Annotated in this window: 14 protein-coding genes; 10 read left to right on the top strand and 4 right to left on the bottom strand. The window is 35.4% G+C overall.

The window, feature by feature from the left end:
- Positions 1-38: 38 nt before the first annotated feature.
- Positions 39-446, bottom strand: coding sequence for a CBS domain-containing protein (locus tag ACIEHO_RS06415; RefSeq protein ID WP_406969827.1), 408 nt, complete (start codon positions 444-446; stop codon positions 39-41).
- Positions 447-659: 213 nt separating this feature from the next.
- Here ACIEHO_RS06415 and ACIEHO_RS06410 point away from each other — a divergent pair, with 213 nt between their 5' ends.
- Together ACIEHO_RS06410 and ACIEHO_RS06405 are read left to right on the top strand one after the other, a co-directional pair.
- The gene (locus ACIEHO_RS06410) at positions 660-1,028 is read left to right on the top strand and encodes a hypothetical protein (protein WP_406969825.1); all 369 of its coding nucleotides are present in this window, start codon (positions 660-662) and stop codon (positions 1,026-1,028) included.
- Between the two features lie 76 nt (positions 1,029-1,104).
- Positions 1,105-2,736 carry an ABC1 kinase family protein gene (locus tag ACIEHO_RS06405; RefSeq protein WP_406969823.1) on the top strand — a complete coding sequence of 544 codons (1,632 nt, stop codon included), beginning with the start codon at positions 1,105-1,107 and terminating at the stop codon, positions 2,734-2,736.
- 81 nt (positions 2,737-2,817) lie between these two features.
- Here the strand turns inward: ACIEHO_RS06405 and ACIEHO_RS06400 are convergent, their stop codons facing one another.
- Positions 2,818-3,417, bottom strand: a complete 600-nt coding sequence (locus ACIEHO_RS06400) for a hypothetical protein (protein ID WP_406969821.1) — start codon at positions 3,415-3,417, stop codon at positions 2,818-2,820.
- Positions 3,418-3,592: 175 nt separating this feature from the next.
- Here ACIEHO_RS06400 and ACIEHO_RS06395 point away from each other — a divergent pair, with 175 nt between their 5' ends.
- The 8 genes from ACIEHO_RS06395 to ACIEHO_RS06360 all read left to right on the top strand — a co-directional run bounded on the left by ACIEHO_RS06395 (position 3,593) and on the right by ACIEHO_RS06360 (position 14,112).
- Positions 3,593-4,363, top strand: a complete 771-nt coding sequence (locus tag ACIEHO_RS06395; RefSeq protein ID WP_406969819.1) for an MlaE family ABC transporter permease — start codon at positions 3,593-3,595, stop codon at positions 4,361-4,363.
- Positions 4,364-4,365: 2 nt separating this feature from the next.
- Positions 4,366-5,145 (top strand): ABC transporter ATP-binding protein, encoded by a 780-nt coding sequence (locus ACIEHO_RS06390; protein WP_406969817.1) that lies wholly within the window; start codon positions 4,366-4,368, stop codon positions 5,143-5,145.
- A gap of 11 nt (positions 5,146-5,156) precedes the next feature.
- The gene (locus ACIEHO_RS06385) at positions 5,157-6,143 is read left to right on the top strand and encodes an MlaD family protein (RefSeq protein ID WP_406969815.1); all 987 of its coding nucleotides are present in this window, start codon (positions 5,157-5,159) and stop codon (positions 6,141-6,143) included.
- Positions 6,144-6,424: 281 nt separating this feature from the next.
- Complete coding sequence (locus tag ACIEHO_RS06380; protein ID WP_406969813.1) at positions 6,425-8,530, top strand: bifunctional aldolase/short-chain dehydrogenase; 2,106 nt, start codon at positions 6,425-6,427, stop codon at positions 8,528-8,530.
- A gap of 81 nt (positions 8,531-8,611) precedes the next feature.
- Complete coding sequence (locus ACIEHO_RS06375) at positions 8,612-9,892, top strand: sugar isomerase (RefSeq protein WP_406969811.1); 1,281 nt, start codon at positions 8,612-8,614, stop codon at positions 9,890-9,892.
- Between the two features lie 12 nt (positions 9,893-9,904).
- Positions 9,905-11,275 (top strand): FGGY-family carbohydrate kinase, encoded by a 1,371-nt coding sequence (locus tag ACIEHO_RS06370; RefSeq protein ID WP_406969809.1) that lies wholly within the window; start codon positions 9,905-9,907, stop codon positions 11,273-11,275.
- A 92-nt stretch (positions 11,276-11,367) separates the two neighbouring features.
- A complete protein-coding gene (locus tag ACIEHO_RS06365) occupies positions 11,368-12,657 on the top strand; it encodes a class II aldolase/adducin family protein (protein WP_406969807.1) in 1,290 nt (429 codons plus the stop codon).
- A 39-nt stretch (positions 12,658-12,696) separates the two neighbouring features.
- Positions 12,697-14,112 (top strand): purine-cytosine permease family protein, encoded by a 1,416-nt coding sequence (locus ACIEHO_RS06360; RefSeq protein WP_406969805.1) that lies wholly within the window; start codon positions 12,697-12,699, stop codon positions 14,110-14,112.
- A 124-nt stretch (positions 14,113-14,236) separates the two neighbouring features.
- Here the strand turns inward: ACIEHO_RS06360 and ACIEHO_RS06355 are convergent, their stop codons facing one another.
- Complete coding sequence (locus ACIEHO_RS06355; protein ID WP_406969803.1) at positions 14,237-17,113, bottom strand: polysaccharide lyase family protein; 2,877 nt, start codon at positions 17,111-17,113, stop codon at positions 14,237-14,239.
- A 271-nt stretch (positions 17,114-17,384) separates the two neighbouring features.
- The gene (locus ACIEHO_RS06350; RefSeq protein WP_406969801.1) at positions 17,385-20,720 is read right to left on the bottom strand and encodes a hypothetical protein; all 3,336 of its coding nucleotides are present in this window, start codon (positions 20,718-20,720) and stop codon (positions 17,385-17,387) included.
- Positions 20,721-20,876 lie beyond the last annotated feature (156 nt).

The raw sequence follows: 20,876 nt of genomic DNA, 5'->3' as shown, positions 1-20,876 counted from the left end.
TTACCATATCCCTTTATCTGCCATATTGCTTTGTACAATTAAACGGCTTTCTTCAAGTAATAATTAATAATATCTGCTGTAGAAACAATACCAACTAATTTATCAGCCTCCAAAATAGGAATCGCATGATAATATTCTGTAGATAAAACTTTTGCTGCATCATTAATACTGGAGCTCGTGGTTAAATAGAATGGTTTTGTGGTCATAATATCCTTAACCTTAAGTTTTTTATAAACCTCATTATCATCATTAATTCCTGCGCCAACAATATTATACATAAAGTCTATTAAACTAACCATACCTACTAATTTCTCATTTTCTAAAACAGGAATGTGGTGATGCCATTTCTTTTTCTCATAAATATGCTTTACATCCAACAGATTTTGATTAGGTGACACTGTAACTACATCTTTTGTCATTACTGATGTTATCGAGTTGGTTTTCATGGCGTAAATATTTTTGTCTATCAAACACCTTAAAATTAAATCATTAAGCTCAAATTTAACATGATAAAAATCATGTTAAATAAAGGAAATTGTTAATACTTTTAATATTGAAACAAGTTATATCTACAAAGCCTCTAGCCTGTTTTACTATTGGTGCAAATATCAAATATAAATACCATTCTTTTTTGGGCATGACAACTAAAAAATAAAGACATGAAAACTAAAACCATAATAGAATTACTTACTTTAAGTTCTAGCATTTATGTTTTAGCTAGAGACACTAAATTTTTGGAAAAACTAAATGAGTATTCCGAAAAAGGCAAAGAAAACATCAATAAAGCAATGGCAGAACCGCAATTGGATGAAAACGGCAATGAACTAGAGTTTATGGATAAAATATTTTTAAAAACTCATGAGCTCAAAGAAGAACTTGACCAAAAAATTGAAGAATTAGTTGTTAAATTCTACAAAAAAATAAACGTTGCACACCTAGATGAAATTAAAGCTCTAAATGAAAAAATTGAAAAGTTAGACAAATCTGTCGCTCTATTAGAGGCTAGACTAAACAAACTGGAAGCTTAACAGCATGGGAATAGTAACCAATATAGTAAAACGATTTAGATCCTTCTCTAGATATAATCAAATTCTAAGGGTTTTGATGAAATACGGATTTGAAGATTTGGTACAATACCTGGAGAAAAACAGGCACTATAGCTTTATTCAAAAACTCATTCCGGACTCTACTAAAAAACGCGTGGCCAAATACAGTAAATGGGCTAAAATGAGACTAGTTTGTGAAGAACTAGGCCCTACTTTTGTCAAGTTCGGTCAGATTTTAAGTAATCGACCCGATTTAGTTCCGTTAGAATTGACTTTCGAATTAGTAAAACTTCAGAATAACGTCCCCCCTATGCCCGAAAGTGAAGCCAAACAAGTTGTTGAAACCGAATTAAAAGATAAAGCTGAAAACCTATTTGCATGGTTTGAGCCAAGGCCATTTGCTTCTGCATCAATGGCGCAGGTGCATAAAGTGACTTTGCATTCCGGAAAACGCATTGCATTAAAGATACAGCGTGCTGGTATTTATGATGTCATTATTGAAGATATTAAAGTGATGTACAAAATCGCCCATGTTTTAGAACAAAGAATACCTTCTTTAAAAAGCTTTGACCCCATTGGTCTGGTTAAAAATTTTGAAACTTCTATTTTAAAAGAACTCGATTTTATACATGAATCAATTAATGTCCAACGGTTCTATAATAATTTAAAAAAGGACGATTCTTTAGAGCAATTTGCTCAGGCTCCAAAAGTATATCTACAATTTACAACCTCAAAAGTATTGGCTTTAGAATTTATTTCTGGCATTAAAATCGACAGAACGGATGAGCTTAAGTCTAAAAACATTGACACATCTGTTATAGCACGAAGGCTAAGTATTAGTTATTTTAAACAAGTTTTTGAATATGGCTTCTTTCACGCCGATCCCCACCCGGGCAATTTACTGGTGTTACCTAATAACCATATTTGTTATTTGGACTTTGGAATGATGGGCAGCATGTTACCTAGGGATATATCCATTTTTGGAAGACTATTCATAGCCATTATCCATAAGGATGTAAAAAAAATAATTAAGGTGTTACAATTGCTCTCAAATAATGCGCCCATAATGAACAGGAGGGATTTAGAGTTTGATATAAACGAATTTGTAGAGAAATATTATGTTAGGGATATCCATGACAACGAAATGAGCACTGTTCTATTAGAACTTAAAGACATCATCATTGCCCACGGCTTAATTGTACCTACATATTTTTTCCTTTTTGCTCGATCTTTAGTTACCATTGAAGGTGTAATTGAAAAACTAGATCCAAATTTAGAACAGTTTGAGATCGTAAAACCATATCTTAAAAGGAGTGCTACCAATAAATACAACCCCATCAAAATAGGAAAACAGGTTATTAATTCAATAGTAGAATTTACTGATTACATTGAAGACTTTCCATTAGATTTTAAAAATGCCATACGTAAAATAAATTCAGGTAAAATAAAAGTTGATATAACCCACAAAGGCATAGATCCAGTGGTTCATACGTTGCAACGCATAACAAAGCAATTAATCACGGCGTTTATTGTGGTAGCTCTTATTGTTGGCGCATCGCTATTCATTATATTCAAAATATCCCCACTTTGGAAAGGTATTTCACTATTAGGCCTAATGAGTTTTATAATAGCGATAATTTTAGGTTTTGGGATGTTGTATAATATCAAAAAAGGCGATTATGATTATTGATTATGTTCAAACCTTAATTTGGTATACCAACTAAAAAAACACAATAAAAATTGTGCTTTTTTAGTTAATAACATAATGCATTTAGGGCTTAGAAAATGCTTTCTTAAAATGACCAAAAGCCTCTGAAATTTCGCTTTGAAAATGTTCTAATTTTGTTTCTTCTTTTTTCTCGGCATATTTACCTCTAAGCTTATCAATAAAAGAATTAAAGTCCTTTTTCCCTTGTTCGAAAGATGTTTTTGCTTCTGGTTTTACTTTTTTGAATTTTTGTTCTAAAATCTCTAACTGTATTTTAAATTGTTCTATCTCAATAAGCGTTAAAGCGTACATTCTATTTAACGTTTCATTGGTTTTTATCTTCACTTCAATATCATGTATTATGGAGAGCAATTGCTTTTTTTGTTTATTAAAAACCTCTTTAGTCTCTGCTTTTCCTAACGCTAGTTGCACCCGAAGTTCGTCAAATTTAGTGTGCAGTTCTTCAATTTTCACTTTCACATCTTTTATTTTGAATTCGCTGTCGTGAATAAATTGGTTAAATTGTTTTTTAACCTCTTCATATTTATCTTGAGCTTCTGCTTTTCCAAGAGCTGCTTGCACCTGAAACTCCTCAAGTTCTGTTGCCGATTTTCTAAGGGCATCTATAACCTTATCGACAAAATGGATATCCTTATTTTTCATGACTCTTAAATTTATGGTTTTTCTAAATATCTGAACAAAATAGGGTTTGTGCAATGATATTTATCAGTTTTCAAAATCATACAAAACAACTTCTGAATTTTACTTATTACTATATGATTTTAATCATTTTATATGTATTGATAGTATAATAACTTTAAATACCGAAAAATATGTCATGCTAAGCTCATTTAAAATAACGCAATTTTTCTCAGAAATTGGTGAACTAGTATATTTTACCAAAAGGTTTTTTAAAGAACTTTTCAATAAACCTTTTGAGTTTAGTGAATTATTAAGACAATGCTATAACATAGGCTACCGCTCCTTCCTACTAGTAGGTGTTACCGGCTTTATTATAGGTTTAGTAATAACCTTGCAAACTAGACCCACACTAGAGGAGTTTGGTGCAGAATCATGGATGCCATCTATGGTTAGCATATCTATAATTAGAGAGATTGGACCGGTAATCATAGCATTAACTTTTGCAGGGCGTATTGCTTCTGGAATTGGTGCAGAATTAGGTTCTATGCGTGTTACAGAACAAATTGATGCCATGGAAGTTTCTGGTACCAATCCATTTAAATTTCTTGTTGTAACCAGAATTGTGGCAGCAACAGTAATGCTTCCTATTTTGGTGATTATAGGTGATTCTATTGCTTTATACGGGTCATATATCATTGAAAACTTAAAAGGCGATGTGTCGTTTCAGCTATATTTCAACAAAGTATTTAATGCCTTAACGTTTGGAGATATTATTCCGGCAACCATAAAAACCTATTTCTTTGGGTTCGCCATTGGTTTAGTGGGGTGTTTTAAAGGCTATTACTGCAACAGAGGTACTGTTGGCGTTGGTGTAGCGGCGAATTCTGCCGTTGTATTTTCGTCTATGCTCCTGTTCATAATAGATTTTATAGCGGTATTTGTTACAGATATATTCTTTGAAATTTAAAAATGTATAAAAATCAAAACATACTGGATTTAACTGAAAGTTTGAGCTCTAAACAGCCCATACTGGAAATTAAGGAATTAAAAAAATCATTTGGTCAAAATGCCGTATTAAATGGGTTTAATCTCCAGCTTTTTGAAGGTGAAAATCTTGTGATAATGGGTAAATCAGGATCAGGGAAATCGGTGATGATAAAGTGCTTGGTTGGCTTAATGCTACCAGATTCAGGCAGTATTAGTGTTATGGGAAATGACATTAATGCACTAAACCGTATAGATTTGGATAAATTAAGAACAGAAATTGGTTTTCTATTTCAAGGTAGTGCGTTGTATGATTCTATGACGGTAAAGGAGAATTTAGAATTCCCTTTAAGACGGCATAAGCACAAATTTGGAGATATCACAGATACAACACCATTGGTTATTGAAGCTTTGGAAAGCGTTGGTTTGGTTGATACTATTGATTTAATGCCTTCTGAACTTTCCGGTGGTATGCAAAGGCGGGTGGCATTAGCAAGAGCTCTAATATTAAAACCTAAAATAATTTTATACGATGAACCCACAAGCGGATTAGACCCCATAACATCCAAAGAAATTATTGAACTTATGCGGCGAATACAGCATCAATATAAAACATCGTCGCTCATTATTACCCACGATGTAGATTGTGCTCGTGTGGTATCGGAACGAATAATTCTATTGGTAGATGGTGTTAATTATGCTGAAGGAACTTTTGACGTATTAAAGGCATCAGACGATGAAAAAATAAAGGCATTCTTTAAATAAATACGAGAGTTATGAGAAAGACAAGCAGTCAAAAACTAAAGTTGGGCATTTTTATCATCATTGGGCTAATACTTTTTGTAGTTGCCGTTTATTTAATTGGCAATCGCCAAAACATGTTTGTAAAAACATTTTCAATTAGCGCAAATTTCAACAATGTAAATGGATTAATGCAAGGTAATAACGTTCGGTATTCGGGAATTAATATCGGAACCGTAAAAACCATTTCAATGATAAACGATTCTACCATCAATGTAAACATGGTTATAGAAGAAAAGATGGTAAAACATATTAAAAGGAATGCTATCGCGACTATTGGCACAGATGGATTAGTAGGAAATATGATTGTTAACATCATACCTGGCGAAGGTGATGCAAATAATATTTCTTCTGGAGATATTATTAAAAGTTACACTAAAATTGGAACAGGAGAAATGCTAAACACCTTAAATGTAACTAACGAAAATGCAGCTTTATTGACAGTTAAATTGCTCAAAATAGCAGATGCTATGTCTGACAGCAAAGGAACTTTTGGAATGCTTATAAACGATACCGTTGTATCTTATAATTTAAAGCAAACTGTTAACCAATTGCGCATTATGAGTATTGAAGCAAACAAGGCAATGAAAGATCTTAATACTATTATAAGTACAGTTAATTTTAACGAAAGTGTTGCCGGAAAATTATTAAACGACTCTATCGAAGCACAAAAAGTAAGTTTAATACTAACGAACCTTGAAACATCCACAGAAGATATTAAAACGGTTATTGACCATTTAAACATAATTATTACCGATTACAGAAATGGAAATGGCGCTGTTGAATACCTTTTTAAAGATGAAGAATTTGTAAAAAATATCGAACAAACAATAAAAAACATTAATGAAGGTTCCGAAAAGTTTAATCAAAACATGGAGGCCTTCAAGCATAATTTTTTAACTCGCAGGTACTTTAAAAAATTAAAAAGGGAACAAAAGAAGTCCGAAAACCAAAACGATTAAAGAGACCCAACCCAACCCAATATATTTGGCTATTTCCTTATCGCTGCCCCTTATTTTGTAGCAACTAAAAAAGTGTCTTTCCTTATGTCTATTATATGTTCTCTAAGTTTATTAATTTAAACGTTTAACCACCTTATAAAACCTAAAATTTTGTAACTTTATATTCATTTTTTTTAAATCTTAAAGTCCATTTACTATACAAATCTAAAATTACAGTACAGTACAGGATAGAATCATTTTAATCTTAATATATTTTTGTATCATAACTTTTTAAAAACAACATGAGTACAGCAACAAAAAACTTTAAATACGTAGATTATCTTTGGGATAATGAAAAAGCAGAAAGCTTAGGAGACGACCAAGTAGCTTTATTTTTATATCGCTCAAATATTTTAGGGGCCGATTTAAGAATTACAAACTATGGAGGTGGAAATACCAGTTGCAAAACCATTGAAAAAGACCCTTTAACAAACGAAGAAGTTGAAGTGATGTGGGTAAAAGGTTCCGGTGGAGACATTGGTACGTTAACACGTTCTGGAATTGCTGGTTTGTATACCAATAGATTACGCGATTTAAAAAACGTATATGGAGGCTTAGAAGATGAAGACCGTATGGTAGGGCTTTTTAACCACTGTATTTACGATTTGGACAGTAAAGCGCCTTCTATCGATACGCCTTTGCACGGGTTGCTACCTTTTAAACATATAGACCATTTGCATCCAGATGCACTTATTGCCGTTGCAGCTGCAAAAGACAGTGAAAAGGTAACCAAAGAAATTTGGGGCGACACCATGGGATGGGTGCCATGGCAACGTCCTGGTTTCGATTTAGGCTTACAGTTGGAAAAATGTTTAAACGATAACCCAGGCATTAGAGGTATTGTTTTAGGCAGCCACGGATTATTTACTTGGGGAGATACTTCATACGAATGTTATATGAACAGTTTAGAAGTTATTGAAATGGCTTCTGAATACATCAATAAAAAGATTGCTGAAAAAGGTTCTGTTTTCGGAGGACAAAAAATAGAGAGCTTGCCAAAAGAAGAACGTTTAGAAAAAGCAGCTCAGTTAATGCCTTTATTAAGAGGCTTATGTTCTTCTGAAAACCAAATGATCGGTCACTTCTCTGATAGCGATGTGGTTATGGAATACATCAACAGCAACGATTTAGAACGTTTGGCCCCAATGGGAACATCATGTCCAGACCACTTCTTGCGTACTAAAATCCAACCTTTGGTTTTAACTTTAGATGCAAATGAAGACCTATCTGATGCCGATGCCATTCTAAAAAAATTAGAACCAGCTTTCGAGCAATACAGGCAAGAATACGCTGATTATTATAATACGTGCAAAAAAGACAATAGTCCGGCCATGCGTGATCCAAACCCAGTAATCATTATCTATCCTGGTGTTGGAATGTTCAGTTTTGCAAAAAACAAGCAAACTACACGTGTAGCTAGTGAATTTTATATTAACGCCATTAACGTAATGCGCGGTGCTGAAGCCATCACAGAGTATACATCACTTCCGCGACAAGAAGCTTTTGATATTGAATACTGGCTGTTGGAAGAAGCTAAACTACAGCGTATGCCAAAAGAGCAACCGTTATCGCGAAAAGTAGCTTTTGTTACTGGTGCTGGTGGTGGTATTGGAAAAGCTATTGCTGATAAATTAGCAGAAGAAGGTGCCAATGTTGTGTTAACCGATATTAATGAAGACAGTTTAAAAGAAGCACATGCTACCTATAAAAGAGATGTATCAACATATGCCATTTGCGATGTTACCAATACAGAATCTATTGCATCTGCCTACAAAAAAGCATGTATTGAGTTTGGTGGTGTCGATATTGTGGTACACAGTGCCGGATTGGCAATTTCGAAAGCTTTGGAAGATACGACTGATAAAGATTGGAATATTTTGCAAAGCATTTTGGTAAAAGGTCAATTTGACTTAGCAAAACAATCGGCGGCAATCATGCGCAAACAAGGTCTTGGTGGAAATTATATTGCCATTGCAAGTAAAAATGGATTGGTAGCAGGACCAAATAATGTGGCCTATGGAACGGCAAAAGCAGCTCAGCAACATATGGTACGTTTATTGGCTGCTGAATTAGCAAAAGATAAAATCAGAGTTAACACAGTAAATCCTGATGGTGTTATTGTAGGAAGTAAAATCTGGGAAGGTGCATGGGCAGAAGGCCGAGCAAAAGCCAATGGTATTACAGTTGAAGAATTACCTGCATTTTATGCCAAAAGAAATTTATTAAATGAAATAATCACCCCTACGGATATCGCCAATGGCGTATTCTCTTTAGTGGGTATTTTAGATAAAAGTACCGGAAACATCATCAATGTTGACGGTGGAATGGCAAATGCCTTCGTAAGATAGTTATTAGAGTTAGTTTTAGTTTAAAAACTTCCATAGCATATTAAATTATATATGGGAGTTTTTTTTTAAAAGTTAAAATCCATGAAAATAGAGCAAAACCATATTCAAGATACCAATAAAAAGGGCCTTCAATCGCACCAAGATCAATTTGATTTTTTATCGAATAGTTTATCTAAAAAAGGTGCCGATGTAAACGGCATTATCAATAAACTTAAAGACTTTCAAGTAGCTATCCCTAGTTGGGCATTAGGTGCCGGAGGCACTAGATTTGGGCGTTTTTCGTTTTATGGAGAACCTTCCAACTTAGAGCAAAAAATTCAAGACGTTGGTATTTTGCACGCTCTTACCCAAACAGCAGGTGCGGTTTCGCTTCATATTCCATGGGATATCCCTGAGGATTATAATGCCATAAAAGACATTGCCAACGGATTGAACATTAAGTTTGATGCTGTTAATTCCAATACTTTTCAAGATCAAACCAATGCAAAAGAAAGCTATAAATATGGCTCGTTAAGCAATACCAGCGAAGCTGTTAGGCAACAAGCTATTCAGCACAATCTAGATGTTATAAATATTGGCGACAAACTAGGCTCCAAGGCCTTAACGGTCTGGTTGGCCGATGGATCTTCTTTCCCTGGGCAAAACAATTTCCAAACGGCATTTCAAAATACACAGGACAGCTTAATAGATATTTATAAGGGCTTGCCAGATGATTGGAAAATGTTAGTAGAATACAAGCCATATGAGCCAAACTTTTACAGTACGGTAATCCAGGATTGGGGAGCCTCATTAATGTTGGCCAATGGCTGCGGAGATAAAGCCTACACTTTAGTGGATTTGGGGCATCACTTACCGAATTCGAACATTGAGCAAATTGTTTCTATTTTACAATTAAAAGGTAAATTAGGCGGTTTCCACTTTAACGATAGTAAATATGGCGATGACGATTTAACCGTTGGAAGTATCAAGCCTTATGCCCTATTCTTAATTTTTAACGAATTGGTTTATGGTATGCAGAATAATCCAAACAACCCGGATTTAGCTTGGATGATTGATGCCAGCCATAATATAAAAGATCCATTGGAAGACTTAATACAATCCTTAGAGGCCATTCAAGAAGCATATGCCAAAGCCTTGTTAATTGACCAAAAAGAATTGAAGGCGGCTCAATTGGACAACGATGTGGTTAAGTGTCAAGAAATCCTTCAAGATGCTTACAGAACCGATGTGCGTCCTTTACTAGCAAAAGCTAGATTAGAAGGTGGCGGTGCTTTAAGTCCGGTAAACGCTTATCGCTCATTGGGAGTTAGAAACGAATTGATAAAAGAAAGAGGTAAAAACACTGTAGCTACAGGACTGTAATTAGTTTTTGAAATGATAGATGTAACGGCGGTATTTGACATAGGAAAGACCAATAAAAAATTCTTTCTTTTTGATAAGGACTATAAGGAAGTTTATAAAGAGTACACCAAATTCGATGAAATTGAAGATGAAGATGGTCATCCAACCGAAAATTTGCCAGCACTTCAAGATTGGTTAAAAAGTGTTTTTGAAAACATTTTAGAAAATTCCGAATACAACGTTGAAGCTATTAACTTTTCAACATATGGTGCAAGCTTTGTTCATCTTGATGAAAATGGCGAAGCATTAACCCCGTTATACAATTACACCAAGGAAATCGACCAAAGTGTCATTGATTCTTTTGTTGAAAAATACGGCCCAAAAGAAGATTTCTTAAAAACTACAGGATGTTTCGATTTAAGCCTTTTGAATTCTGGCTTACAGTTATATTGGATAAAACATACCAAACCTGAAGTTTTCAAGAAGATAAAATATTCTTTACACCTGCCACAGTACCTCAGTTATATTTTCACCGGAATTCCGCTAAGCGAGTACACCAGTATTGGCTGCCACACGGCTCTTTGGGATTACACGAAGAAAGATTATCACGATTGGATTTATAAGGAAGAATTACATAAAATCTTACCAACTATTGTTTCAACCGAAACAAGCATCAACATGAACTATAACGGAAAACGCATCAAAATTGGTGTGGGCATCCACGACAGTTCTTCTGCTTTGTTACCTTATGTTAGGAGTGTAAAGAAAAAGTTTGTATTGGTTTCTACAGGAACTTGGAGTATTACGTTAAATCCTTTTACAGACCACCCTATAGTTGAAGACACCGACGCCGAAGATTCCATAAACTACATGAGAATAAATGGAAAACCGGTTAAAGCTACAAGGTTGTTTTTAGGCAACGAATATAAAATACAAGTAAGCAAATTAGGTGAACATTTTGGAGTTGATGAAGATTACCATCGCCATGTCAAGTTCAATTATGAAGTGTATTCTGAAATTATGCACGACTTTAAACATATGTTTAAGTGGGAAAGTATTTCTGACCCCGATATGCCTTCGGAAACAAAAATAACTTACAATAAATTTGAACACGCTTACCATCAACTTATGACGGAGCTCGTTTTACTCCAAATTAAAAGTATAAAAGACGTTGTTGGCGGTGACAAGATTAAACGCTTGTATGTTGATGGTGGTTTTAGCGATAATGACCTTTTTGTAAAACTACTATCCCATCATTTTAGAAATATGAAATTAAGAACTACCGATTCTTCACTAGGTTCGGCATTGGGAGCTGCTATTTCAATTTCAGATAAAAAATTAAATTCAAAATTTTTAAAGAAAAACTATTCATTAAAAAAGCATGTCCCATTTATCATCAGCTAATTATCAGTAATTCGAATTAGTGCCTAATTCTTATAATTCTACTAAAAAACTGGTGTTAAGTTTAACACGCTTTACATCTAAAATTTATAAAAATGTCAAAGAATCACAAATTAGAGCATCCCAGAGAACAGATTACAAAAATTATTAGTAGAATTTATAAAAGAGGAATGACTACCACTTCTGGTGGTAACATTTCAATTATCGACGAGAATGGTGATATATGGGTAACGCCATCAGCTATTGATAAAGGTTCGCTAAGAGCTTCAGATATTATTTGTGTAAAAAAAGACGGTACCGTTATTGGTAAACACAAGCCTTCATCAGAGTTTCCGTTTCACAAGGCCATTTATGAAGCAAGACGAGACATTAAGTCGGTAATACACGCCCACCCTCCTGCTCTAGTGTCTTTCAGTATTGTACGCCAAATACCAAATACCAACATTATTTCTCAAGCCAAGCACATTTGTGGTCCAATAGGATATGCAGAATATAGGTTGCCTGGTAGTGAAGATTTAGGAGATGTTATTGCCGAAGAATTTAAAAAAGGGTTTAAAGCAGTTATCATGGAAAATCATGGAACGGTTTTGGGCGGCAGTGATTTAACAGATGCCTTTGAACGTTTTGAAATGTTAGAGTTTTGTGCTCGCACCATATTGTACGGTTCACAAATAGGTGAACCAAACTATTTAACGGATGATGAAATAAGCAATTTTGACAAGCAGGCAGCACACATGCTTCCTGAAATGGAAGAAACAAAACATTTACCCGATGAAGTTGAAAAACGATTGCAAATCTGCAAAATAGTCAAACGGTCTTGCGAACAAGGTCTTATGATTAGCTCGTATGGTACGGTATCTATGCGCTACAAAGACAATGACTTTTTAATAACACCAACCGATGTTAGCCGCTGGGACATGAATCTTGAGGATATTGTACAAATAAAAGACGGAAAAAGGGAAAAAGGAAAAATACCAAGTAGAGCAACTTGGATTCATCAAGAAATTTATAAAAACAATCCTGATGTCAACTCTATAATTATGACGCAATCGCCTTATTTAATGGCATTTGGGGTCACAAAATCATACTTAAATGTTCGTACCATTCCAGAAAGCTGGATATTTTTACAAGATATCCCATCGGTAAAATATGGCACTCACTTTAAGTTTAACAACAACTCAGAAATTGTTGAGAATTGCACAACAGCATTAATTATTGAAAATGATTCGGTGATTATAACTGGCGATAAATTATTACAAACTTTTGACTATCTTGAAGTCGCAGAATTTAGTGCTAAATCTATTGTTTTAGGAGCATCTTTAGGCGATATGGTTCCAATAAACGATAATCAAGTTGAAGAATTAAGAAAAAAGTTTTTAACATAAATACACCACAAAAAAAGTACTAACTAAACTAACTATTATATGGCTTTATCTCACATAGAAGAAGAAATTATTGAAGACATCGCAGGCGGAGAATTTGAAAGAACCCCTGTGCCAAAATCAAACTTAAAAAGCTGGAAGAGTTTTCTTGGCATGTATGCTGGTGAACACGCTGCAGGTACCGAGTTTATGATTGGACCATTGTTCTTAACCGCAGGTGTAAGCGCCTTCGATTTATTGGTTGGCCTTTTACTTGGTAATTTATTAGCCGTTTTATGTTGGCGCTATTTAACGGCAGAAATTGCTGTAAAAAACAGAATTACACTTTATTTTCAATTAGAAAAAATTAGTGGAAAAAACCTAGTAACGGCTTATAATTTAGCCAATGGTATTTTGTTCTGTTTTTTGGCAGGTTCCATGATTACCGTTTCGGCCACTGCCGTTGGTATTCCGTTCGATATGCCTATGCCAAAATTAGATGACACCATGCCTAATGGTATAACTTGGATCATTATAGTTGTTTTAATTGGGGCGGTAATTTCCATTATTGCTGCACGAGGTTACGATACGGTTTCAAAAGCAGCCAATTGGATGTCTCCAATCATCGTTTTAGCATTTTTAGCTTGCGGAATTGTTGCTTTAAGCCAATTGGGCGTTTCTAGTTTTTCAGATTTTTGGGAGATTTGGGGTGAAGGAAAAGAGCCTTTTCCAGGCCAAATAAAATATACATTTTGGCATGTTTTAATCTGGTCTTGGTTTGCCAACAGTGCCATGCATATTGGTATGTCTGATTTATCAGTATTTCGTTTTGCAAAAAAAGCAAGTTCGGGATGGACTACGGCAGCAGGTATGTACGTGGGACACTATATGGCTTGGATAGCCGCCTGTTTATTATATGCTGTTTACTTAAAATCTCCTGAAGCTCAGGCATTTTTATCAAATGGAGAAGCGCCACCTGTAGCACCAGGCCCTTTGGCTAATAATGCCATAGGTGTTTTTGGAATCATTGCTGTAGTTTTAGCAGGTTGGACTACTGCCAACCCAACTATCTATAGAGCGGGCTTAGCGTTTCAAGCTATTCTACCCAAACTATCAACCGCAAAGGTCACTATTTTAGCGGGAACCATAGCTACCATAGCTGGATTGTTTCCTGCTTTTGCCATGAAACTATTAGGTTTTGTAGCCTTGTACGGTTTTATCCTAGCTCCTGTAGGTGCCATTATTGTGTTTGAACATTTCTTCCATGAAAAATTCGGCATAATTAAAAATTACGCAGAAGAAGCCAATATTAAGTTCAACAAATCTGTGCTTTGGGCATGGGCTATTAGCTTTGGTCTTTTTTACTTTATATCGGTACAATTTGACGTATTTTTATCATTTGTAACGCTTCCCGCTTGGCTGCTTTGCGGAATATTGTTTTTGATATTTAGCAAACAGTTTCAGAACAAAAATAAATAAACTGATTATAATCAATTAATAAAAAAAACTTCCATTAAAAATGGAAGTTTTTTTTGCAATATTGTTTTCCTCAGTATAATATATCCGCGCCGCAGGTTAAATAAATTAATATATGTCCCTTCGTTTAATTCTTAATTATTTTAACTGTATTTAGTTTTTTTCCTATAATTTTCAGGAAATAAATACCATTTGGTTTATTTGAAATATCAAGTGGTAAGTTATTTTGAATATTGCTATGCTTTTCAGAAGCAATCAAAGCACCGTTAATGCTATACAACTCTGTATTAACTTCATTTATCTCAGACGGCAGAGCTATATTAAAAATACCATTTGACGGATTTGGATAAATACTATATGAAACGTTTTTCTTCTTGGTATCATCAGTATTTAGAATAACATTTACATTCCCTTCTAAACTAATGTAATCGTACATAAGATGACTATTTCCTGAATTAGAGGGCATCAAAAAGGTTAATGTATTTTCTCCGTTAACTTTAAACAAATGGTTGGGTATATCAAAAGTTTGAACACCGTATTTAGCACGATTGGATTGGCGCAGCCAGGCATTGCCGCCCGAAGGCGTTTCAGGGTATCCTTGATATATGTTAGCTCCGTTAAAATCTATCCAGAATTGTGCATGGTCTGCACTGGCAAAAGCGACCGTCAACTTGGAGGAACCACTTGGGGGAAGTCCATTTGTTGTAAAATTAAAGTTCCAGTACCATCGGTTCCAGCTTCCATCAGACATCTTAATATATTTAGTATGCACATAGGGAATCACTTCAGACCAATTTTTTTCCGAAATATCGTACTCTATAGGGTTCGAAAAAGTACTTTCAAATTTTTGTTCTACAAATCCTTCACAATAGTCAAAATCGCCTAGTTTAAACTCAGCGGCAGTTCTATTAGGGATTCCTATTTCCCAAAGCAGTTTTCCGTCTTCACGAGGAATAGTCCAATTTATGTCTCCCGTATTGGTTGTATTATTGGCAAATACTTCTATATTTTCCATCTTAAAATCACTAATTGCCCCATTTTTAAAAGCAAACAACGTGTACGTCCCGGGGCGTATATGTTTTATGTTAAAATCTCCATTTGCATCGGTTTTGGTCCAATATTGGTAACTCTTACTTTCAAACTGCCAGTCGCCACCTGAATTAGGGTTTAATTGTGTTACTCCTATCCAGGCGTTACTTCCATCTAAATCGGGTTTTTCAGAATCTGTTATTGAAAAGTTTCCTATTATATTGCCACGACCGTCGGCTTGAGGATATTCAGGGGTGTCTTTCAGCCACGTATAAGGCCATTCGGTTCGTTCTTGAGCAGCCCTTAATTTGGCATCTTGCCAATTGTTATCACCAGTATCTTTTAAGGAGGTATAGATCAAGTACGGACCGTAAATTTTAGACCATTCTTCACCTTGTGGAATGGTAAAGCCTCTGGAGTTGTAATGTACTTGATTAAATAGCACATGAATAATACTGGCCGCAGCATTTAATTCGTGACTTGTTGGTCCTTGTGGAAAGTATTCATGGCTTCCGAAAACAGCCCATGAACCAATATTATTAACATCACTGGCATGCCCCCATACAGGAAGTTCTAAAATATTCTCTGAATATTGATATTTACCATCATACTTACCTGCTCTTACCCCTGTGTTGAGTTTTACTATTTCCTTTATCGCTGTTGTGGATGCGTTTTGGTAATCGTAAACAGATGGCATCTGCCAACTTTTTTGTTCCGTAACATATATGTTTTCAGCTAAATAATCGGTACCATCATTAGCGATCCAAAGCACTTGCCGCCATATCCCTAGGTCAAAATCTGGGTACTCAGGTAAATGATGTAAAATATTGTAAGAGTAAAGTCCGGTGTCATTTTTTTTAAGAACGTAGTGAACATCAACATCTACTGCTGGTTCCAAATTATCTTCTGAATACTTCCTTTTAAAAGAAACGTCAATGTAATCTTCTGTTTCTTCCTTTATTGAGAATTTACAATTTGAGAGCTTTGTATATCCATAAGAACCATTAAAACTAAAATAAGCCCCTACCCTGTCATTGTGACTGTAGTTGGTTTGTGCTAATGTTTCAACACCATTAATTTTTAACGAGTTAATATTGCCAGTAAATTTATCAATAGTCGCTTGTAAAATGCCGTTATCCAGAATTACATAAGTACCATATTCTTTAAGCAAACTGTTAGGGTCTTGGCTAATTGAAACTATGGTATTACTTCCGTCAAAACTCACGTCTAGACTTTCGCCGTTAGGTTTTGAGATTTTTCCAGATGAAATATAGTTGTTCAACACCGCTGTATGGTTTCCATTTACAATTAAGGTACCTACATCTGAAATATGAATCTCACCATTCCCTCCTATATTAACTCCGTTTGACACATCTACAACACCTCCTGAAATGTTTAAAATTCCAGTTGGATTGCTGCCCACAGGACTTGTAGCAATTTCTAAATACGACCCCACGTATACCGTACCGCCCAAAACATTAATTGCGCCATTAGCTCCATTACCATAGCCCACATAAAATTGATGTTTACTATGGATGGCTCCTCCATTTAAATTAATAATTCCATCAGTTGTATTTCCCAATTTAACATCACTCCTTATGTTTAGGTCTGCAGGTGCGTTGAGTGTTACCGTACCGTTTATGAAGTCACTTGACCATGAAATCAAAATGCCATTAAAGGTTACTATAGCACCCTCTGAAATATTCAATCCACCTGGTCTGTAATTAACATTGTTAGAGTTACCTCCAGTTTGTACCGGCGCGTTTGGAGCACCTGGATCAATCACTAGTTTTACGGATTGTATATCAGAAAAATTAATGGTGTTATCGCTCCAGTTGTCTACATTATAAAAATCATGGTCAACGGAACCTAACCAATTTGCAGTGGTTTGAGAAAAGGAAAAAGGCATCAAGCCCAAACACATAATTATAAAGGCATACGAACATAATTTTGTATAATAAAAACCTAAATTCATAACTATCCGTTTTTAATAAAAATAACGATATGTTTTTTAATATAATAGATATAAACAAATTTATTTGGTTATCTATTAATGCTTTGCATGGCTAAAAGCGAAAGTGCATATTAATTAAAAAGGACAATACCAAAAACAGATATTGAAAAGCTTCTTTTGATAACTTGACATTTCATGATTTAAAATTTATTGTTATATAAGAAAGGGTGCATGTAAAAACATGCACCCTTTCTAACATAATGTTATGTTTATAAAAAATTTATAACATTTATTATTTAACTAATAGCTTAACGGCTTTAGTTCCTTCTAAAGTTTTAACTGTAGCGATCCAAAGACCAGAGCTAAAGTTAAAGTTTGTTTCAGTGTTGGTTTTTATGGTTTTAACCAAAGCACCTGTCATACTGTAAATATTAACTTCAGTAGAAGATTTTACATCAGAAACATAAATTCTGCTTCCAATAGCTCTTACGTTAGAAGATACATTAGAAAACTCTCCTACTTTGTCTATACTAAGCGTAAAGTCAGGGTTAGAAACTAATGAATTAGGAACAGCTTCACCAGCAAGCATGTACGCTGCATTTCTCCAGATAGTTAATGCTTCAGGAGATATGTTGGCTCCGTCACCTCTAATAATTGCTCCATAATTAAAAGCAAAGGCAACCATTGGTGCTTGAGTTGTATCAGCTGCGTCTGTACCTAACTGTGTTCCTTGTGGAATACTGTTTATTATAATAGAGGTATCAGGTGATGTAGTAACATCTGAAACTGTAGCAAGGTTTGTACCTGTAACACTAATTTCAAGATTATTTAATACATCAATAGCGTTTGTCCCAGTTGCACCAGTATTATCGGCCAATTCACTGTAAAGGATAACATCGTTTCCTCCTGAAAAATCAATTCCATTGAACAACATATTAGTTTGATTACTAGGGTCTATAGAAACTTTAGTATCTCCTGAAAGTTCAACGGTCGCACCAGCTGAAGATATCGCTCTACCATCCCTTAATGCCCATGATTTGTTCATTATAAAAGGAATTGTAAGGTTTTTAGGAGCTAACGGTCCAGTCCAAATACCATCACCAGAACCAAAAGTTTCTTGTGCTATAACTAATTCATAACCTGAAAGATCTAAACCAGTACCATCCGCATCAGTTTCAATTACAGTAACATTAAAATTATCATCTGCTTGAAACATTCTGATGATAGGATCATCTGTAGAACTTGATGCACTGGCATCACTTGTAAAGCCAGCTTTTTGTACATAAGCTAAATCTATTACCGGAGCAACATAATCAGGGTTTACATATAATTCATCAGGTGAAATCATACCTGTTAAGTGGTAAGCTGCATTTCTCCAGATAGTTAAAGCTTCAGATGAAAGGTTAGCACCATCGCCTAATGCAATGGCTCCGTAGTTCATAGAGAAAGCAATAACTGGCACTGCTAATACATCAGCAGCATTTTCTCCTAATTGTACACCTGGACGCAATTCATTAAATACAATAGCTGCACTTGGTGTAGTTACATCTGGAACTTGAGCGTGCAATGAACCTGAAGAACCTCCAATAGTATTGTTAACAATATCTAAATCATTTAAAATTTGGAAACCAGTAGTTCCGCCAGAAGTTCCATCATCGTTTGCTAGTTCAGCAAAGATTCGGATACTATTTCCTTCAGAGAAATCAATTCCACTAAATAATGGGTCTGATCTTCTTTCACCGTGAGGTACATCAATAGAAGTTGCTGTTGACGCAACAATATTTGCATCAGTTTCTGTAATTCCGGCCTTACCAGAATTCCAAGCAAAAGTTTTATTGAAAATCGTTGGAATGCTCATGTTTTGAATAGCAGCTGAACCAGTACCACTAAAGATAGCACTACTAGAACCAAATGTTTCTTGAACAATAGCTAAATCATAGCCTGAAAGATCGATATCAGCGGCTGGATCAACTAACACAGTAACATTAAAGTTAGGATCTGCTTGAAGCATTCTTATGATGGCATCATTATCAACTGCAGAAGCACCAGCTCCCATAGTTTTAGATGCAGTTAAATAAGCCACTTCTTTAGCAGCTGCTCCAGGTACGGAAGTAATTGTCGTGTTAGTAAAATCAAAACTCACATCAAGAGAATGTCCTGGCACCACTTTTAGCTTTCCATCTGCTACTAAGCCATCAATAATACCTGTTTGACTTCCTGCTAATAGAAGGCTACCACCACCGATAGTAACGTGTCCAGCTCCTGAACGGTCTGCACGTGCATCAATATCATAGGCTCCATTAAGTTCTAATGAACCTCCTGTAAGATTTACAGCACCATAGCCACTGTAACCACCAAGTAACATACCTTGTCCTGTTGAAGTTACCTGACCCCCACTTATGTTAAGTTCAGCATCAGAGCCGTCTGCTAAAATCAAATAGTTTTTAGAGTTCATAAGACCACCGCTCACATTGATTGTAGCCTTTTCACTTTGTCCGAAACGGGCTTGGTTTCTAATATTAATGTCGGCACCATCAACAACATTTAAATCACCTGAAAAACCATTGCTTCCACCTGCCCACACGCCTAAACGCGCCGCAATTGTGATAGGTACACCTACTGCACCGGTAATATGGCTTACTGCACCACCTATAAAATCATTGTCAGGATCAACAGACTCTAAATTAACACTTAATGTTGGTGCATTTGGTGCATCTGGATCTACTGATACATCATCAGATCCTTCAGGGATAATACCTAAATCCCAGTTACCCGGATTTGTAAAATCTGTATCTACAGTACCTGTCCAAACGATAGCATCACCTGGATCGTATGAAACTACAAAAGTTTCATCAGCACCCGAGTCATATGACACTCCTATCAATCTACTTGGTCTCGTTGTAATTTTACCTGCAGCTACATAAGCTTCAACCACAGCGGTTTGGTCTCCACCAAGGTAAAGTGTACCACCGTTAATATATAACTCACCAGTACCTGCACCAGCTTCATTAATAGCAAACCCATTTGCAATGTGTAATTCTCCACCTGTTAAGTTGATAAGTCCATTACCAGCATATCCTCCTAGTATCAAACCATTGCCTGTTGAAGTCACCATACCACCTGTAATGTTTAAAGTAGCATCACCAGCATCACCAATAATTAATTGGTTTTTTGTTTCCAACACAGCACCAGTCCTAACGGTTACGTTAGCAGGGTTATCAAGGTTACCAAAACGTCCTTGATTTCTAATATTAAGGTGAGCACCTGGTGTATCTGGAATACTATCAAGCACCAAATTACCCCCAAAACGGTTACCTCCGCCAGCCCAAACCAACATAGGTGACCAAATAGTTAATGTTGATGTTGAACCATCTAAATGGCTAACGTGATCCGTGGCATTTCCCGCTTCAGATAGTGTGGTAATGTAGTGAGGCAAGTTTGTCGCCGTTTCACTGATGGTTACATCCGAAGAACCATCGGGAATTCCTGCTGGATCCCAGTTTGCCGGATTGACAAATACCGTATCTACAGCTCCTGTCCACATAGTTGCATTTTGCGCACTTAAAGTCCCCACAGTGAAGACCAAAACACAAAACGCAGTAAGTTTACTTAGTAAAGTTGTTTTCATAATTTAGTAAAGTTGTTTTAATTAATTATTAATTTATTTAGCGGCTTGAATTTATAAATTATAATTCACAATTCATAGCATAAAAAGATTTTTTAAATATATAAACGAATTAGACCATTGCTATCCTGCACTTACCTGCAATCGATTATTCTTTTA

The sequence above is a fragment of the Flavisericum labens genome (assembly GCF_045446075.1).
GTDB lineage: Bacteria > Bacteroidota > Bacteroidia > Flavobacteriales > Flavobacteriaceae > Flavisericum > Flavisericum labens.
Note: the sequence above shows the minus strand (reverse complement) of the source record. Positions and strands in the feature narration are given on the sequence as shown.

What these genes read in the sequence shown, in the direction of transcription:
- ACIEHO_RS06355 (WP_406969803.1), bottom strand. Translation starts at nt 17,113, where the DNA reads ATGAATTTAGGTTTTTATTATACAAAATTATGTTCGTATGCCTTTATA.
- ACIEHO_RS06415 (WP_406969827.1), bottom strand. Translation starts at nt 446, where the DNA reads ATGAAAACCAACTCGATAACATCAGTAATGACAAAAGATGTAGTTACA.
- ACIEHO_RS06390 (WP_406969817.1), top strand. Translation starts at nt 4,366, where the DNA reads ATGTATAAAAATCAAAACATACTGGATTTAACTGAAAGTTTGAGCTCT.
- ACIEHO_RS06360 (WP_406969805.1), top strand. Translation starts at nt 12,697, where the DNA reads ATGGCTTTATCTCACATAGAAGAAGAAATTATTGAAGACATCGCAGGC.
- ACIEHO_RS06405 (WP_406969823.1), top strand. Translation starts at nt 1,105, where the DNA reads ATGAAATACGGATTTGAAGATTTGGTACAATACCTGGAGAAAAACAGG.
- ACIEHO_RS06350 (WP_406969801.1), bottom strand. Translation starts at nt 20,720, where the DNA reads ATGAAAACAACTTTACTAAGTAAACTTACTGCGTTTTGTGTTTTGGTC.
- ACIEHO_RS06400 (WP_406969821.1), bottom strand. Translation starts at nt 3,417, where the DNA reads ATGAAAAATAAGGATATCCATTTTGTCGATAAGGTTATAGATGCCCTT.
- ACIEHO_RS06410 (WP_406969825.1), top strand. Translation starts at nt 660, where the DNA reads ATGAAAACTAAAACCATAATAGAATTACTTACTTTAAGTTCTAGCATT.
- ACIEHO_RS06395 (WP_406969819.1), top strand. Translation starts at nt 3,593, where the DNA reads ATGCTAAGCTCATTTAAAATAACGCAATTTTTCTCAGAAATTGGTGAA.
- ACIEHO_RS06375 (WP_406969811.1), top strand. Translation starts at nt 8,612, where the DNA reads ATGAAAATAGAGCAAAACCATATTCAAGATACCAATAAAAAGGGCCTT.
- ACIEHO_RS06365 (WP_406969807.1), top strand. Translation starts at nt 11,368, where the DNA reads ATGTCAAAGAATCACAAATTAGAGCATCCCAGAGAACAGATTACAAAA.
- ACIEHO_RS06370 (WP_406969809.1), top strand. Translation starts at nt 9,905, where the DNA reads ATGATAGATGTAACGGCGGTATTTGACATAGGAAAGACCAATAAAAAA.
- ACIEHO_RS06380 (WP_406969813.1), top strand. Translation starts at nt 6,425, where the DNA reads ATGAGTACAGCAACAAAAAACTTTAAATACGTAGATTATCTTTGGGAT.
- ACIEHO_RS06385 (WP_406969815.1), top strand. Translation starts at nt 5,157, where the DNA reads ATGAGAAAGACAAGCAGTCAAAAACTAAAGTTGGGCATTTTTATCATC.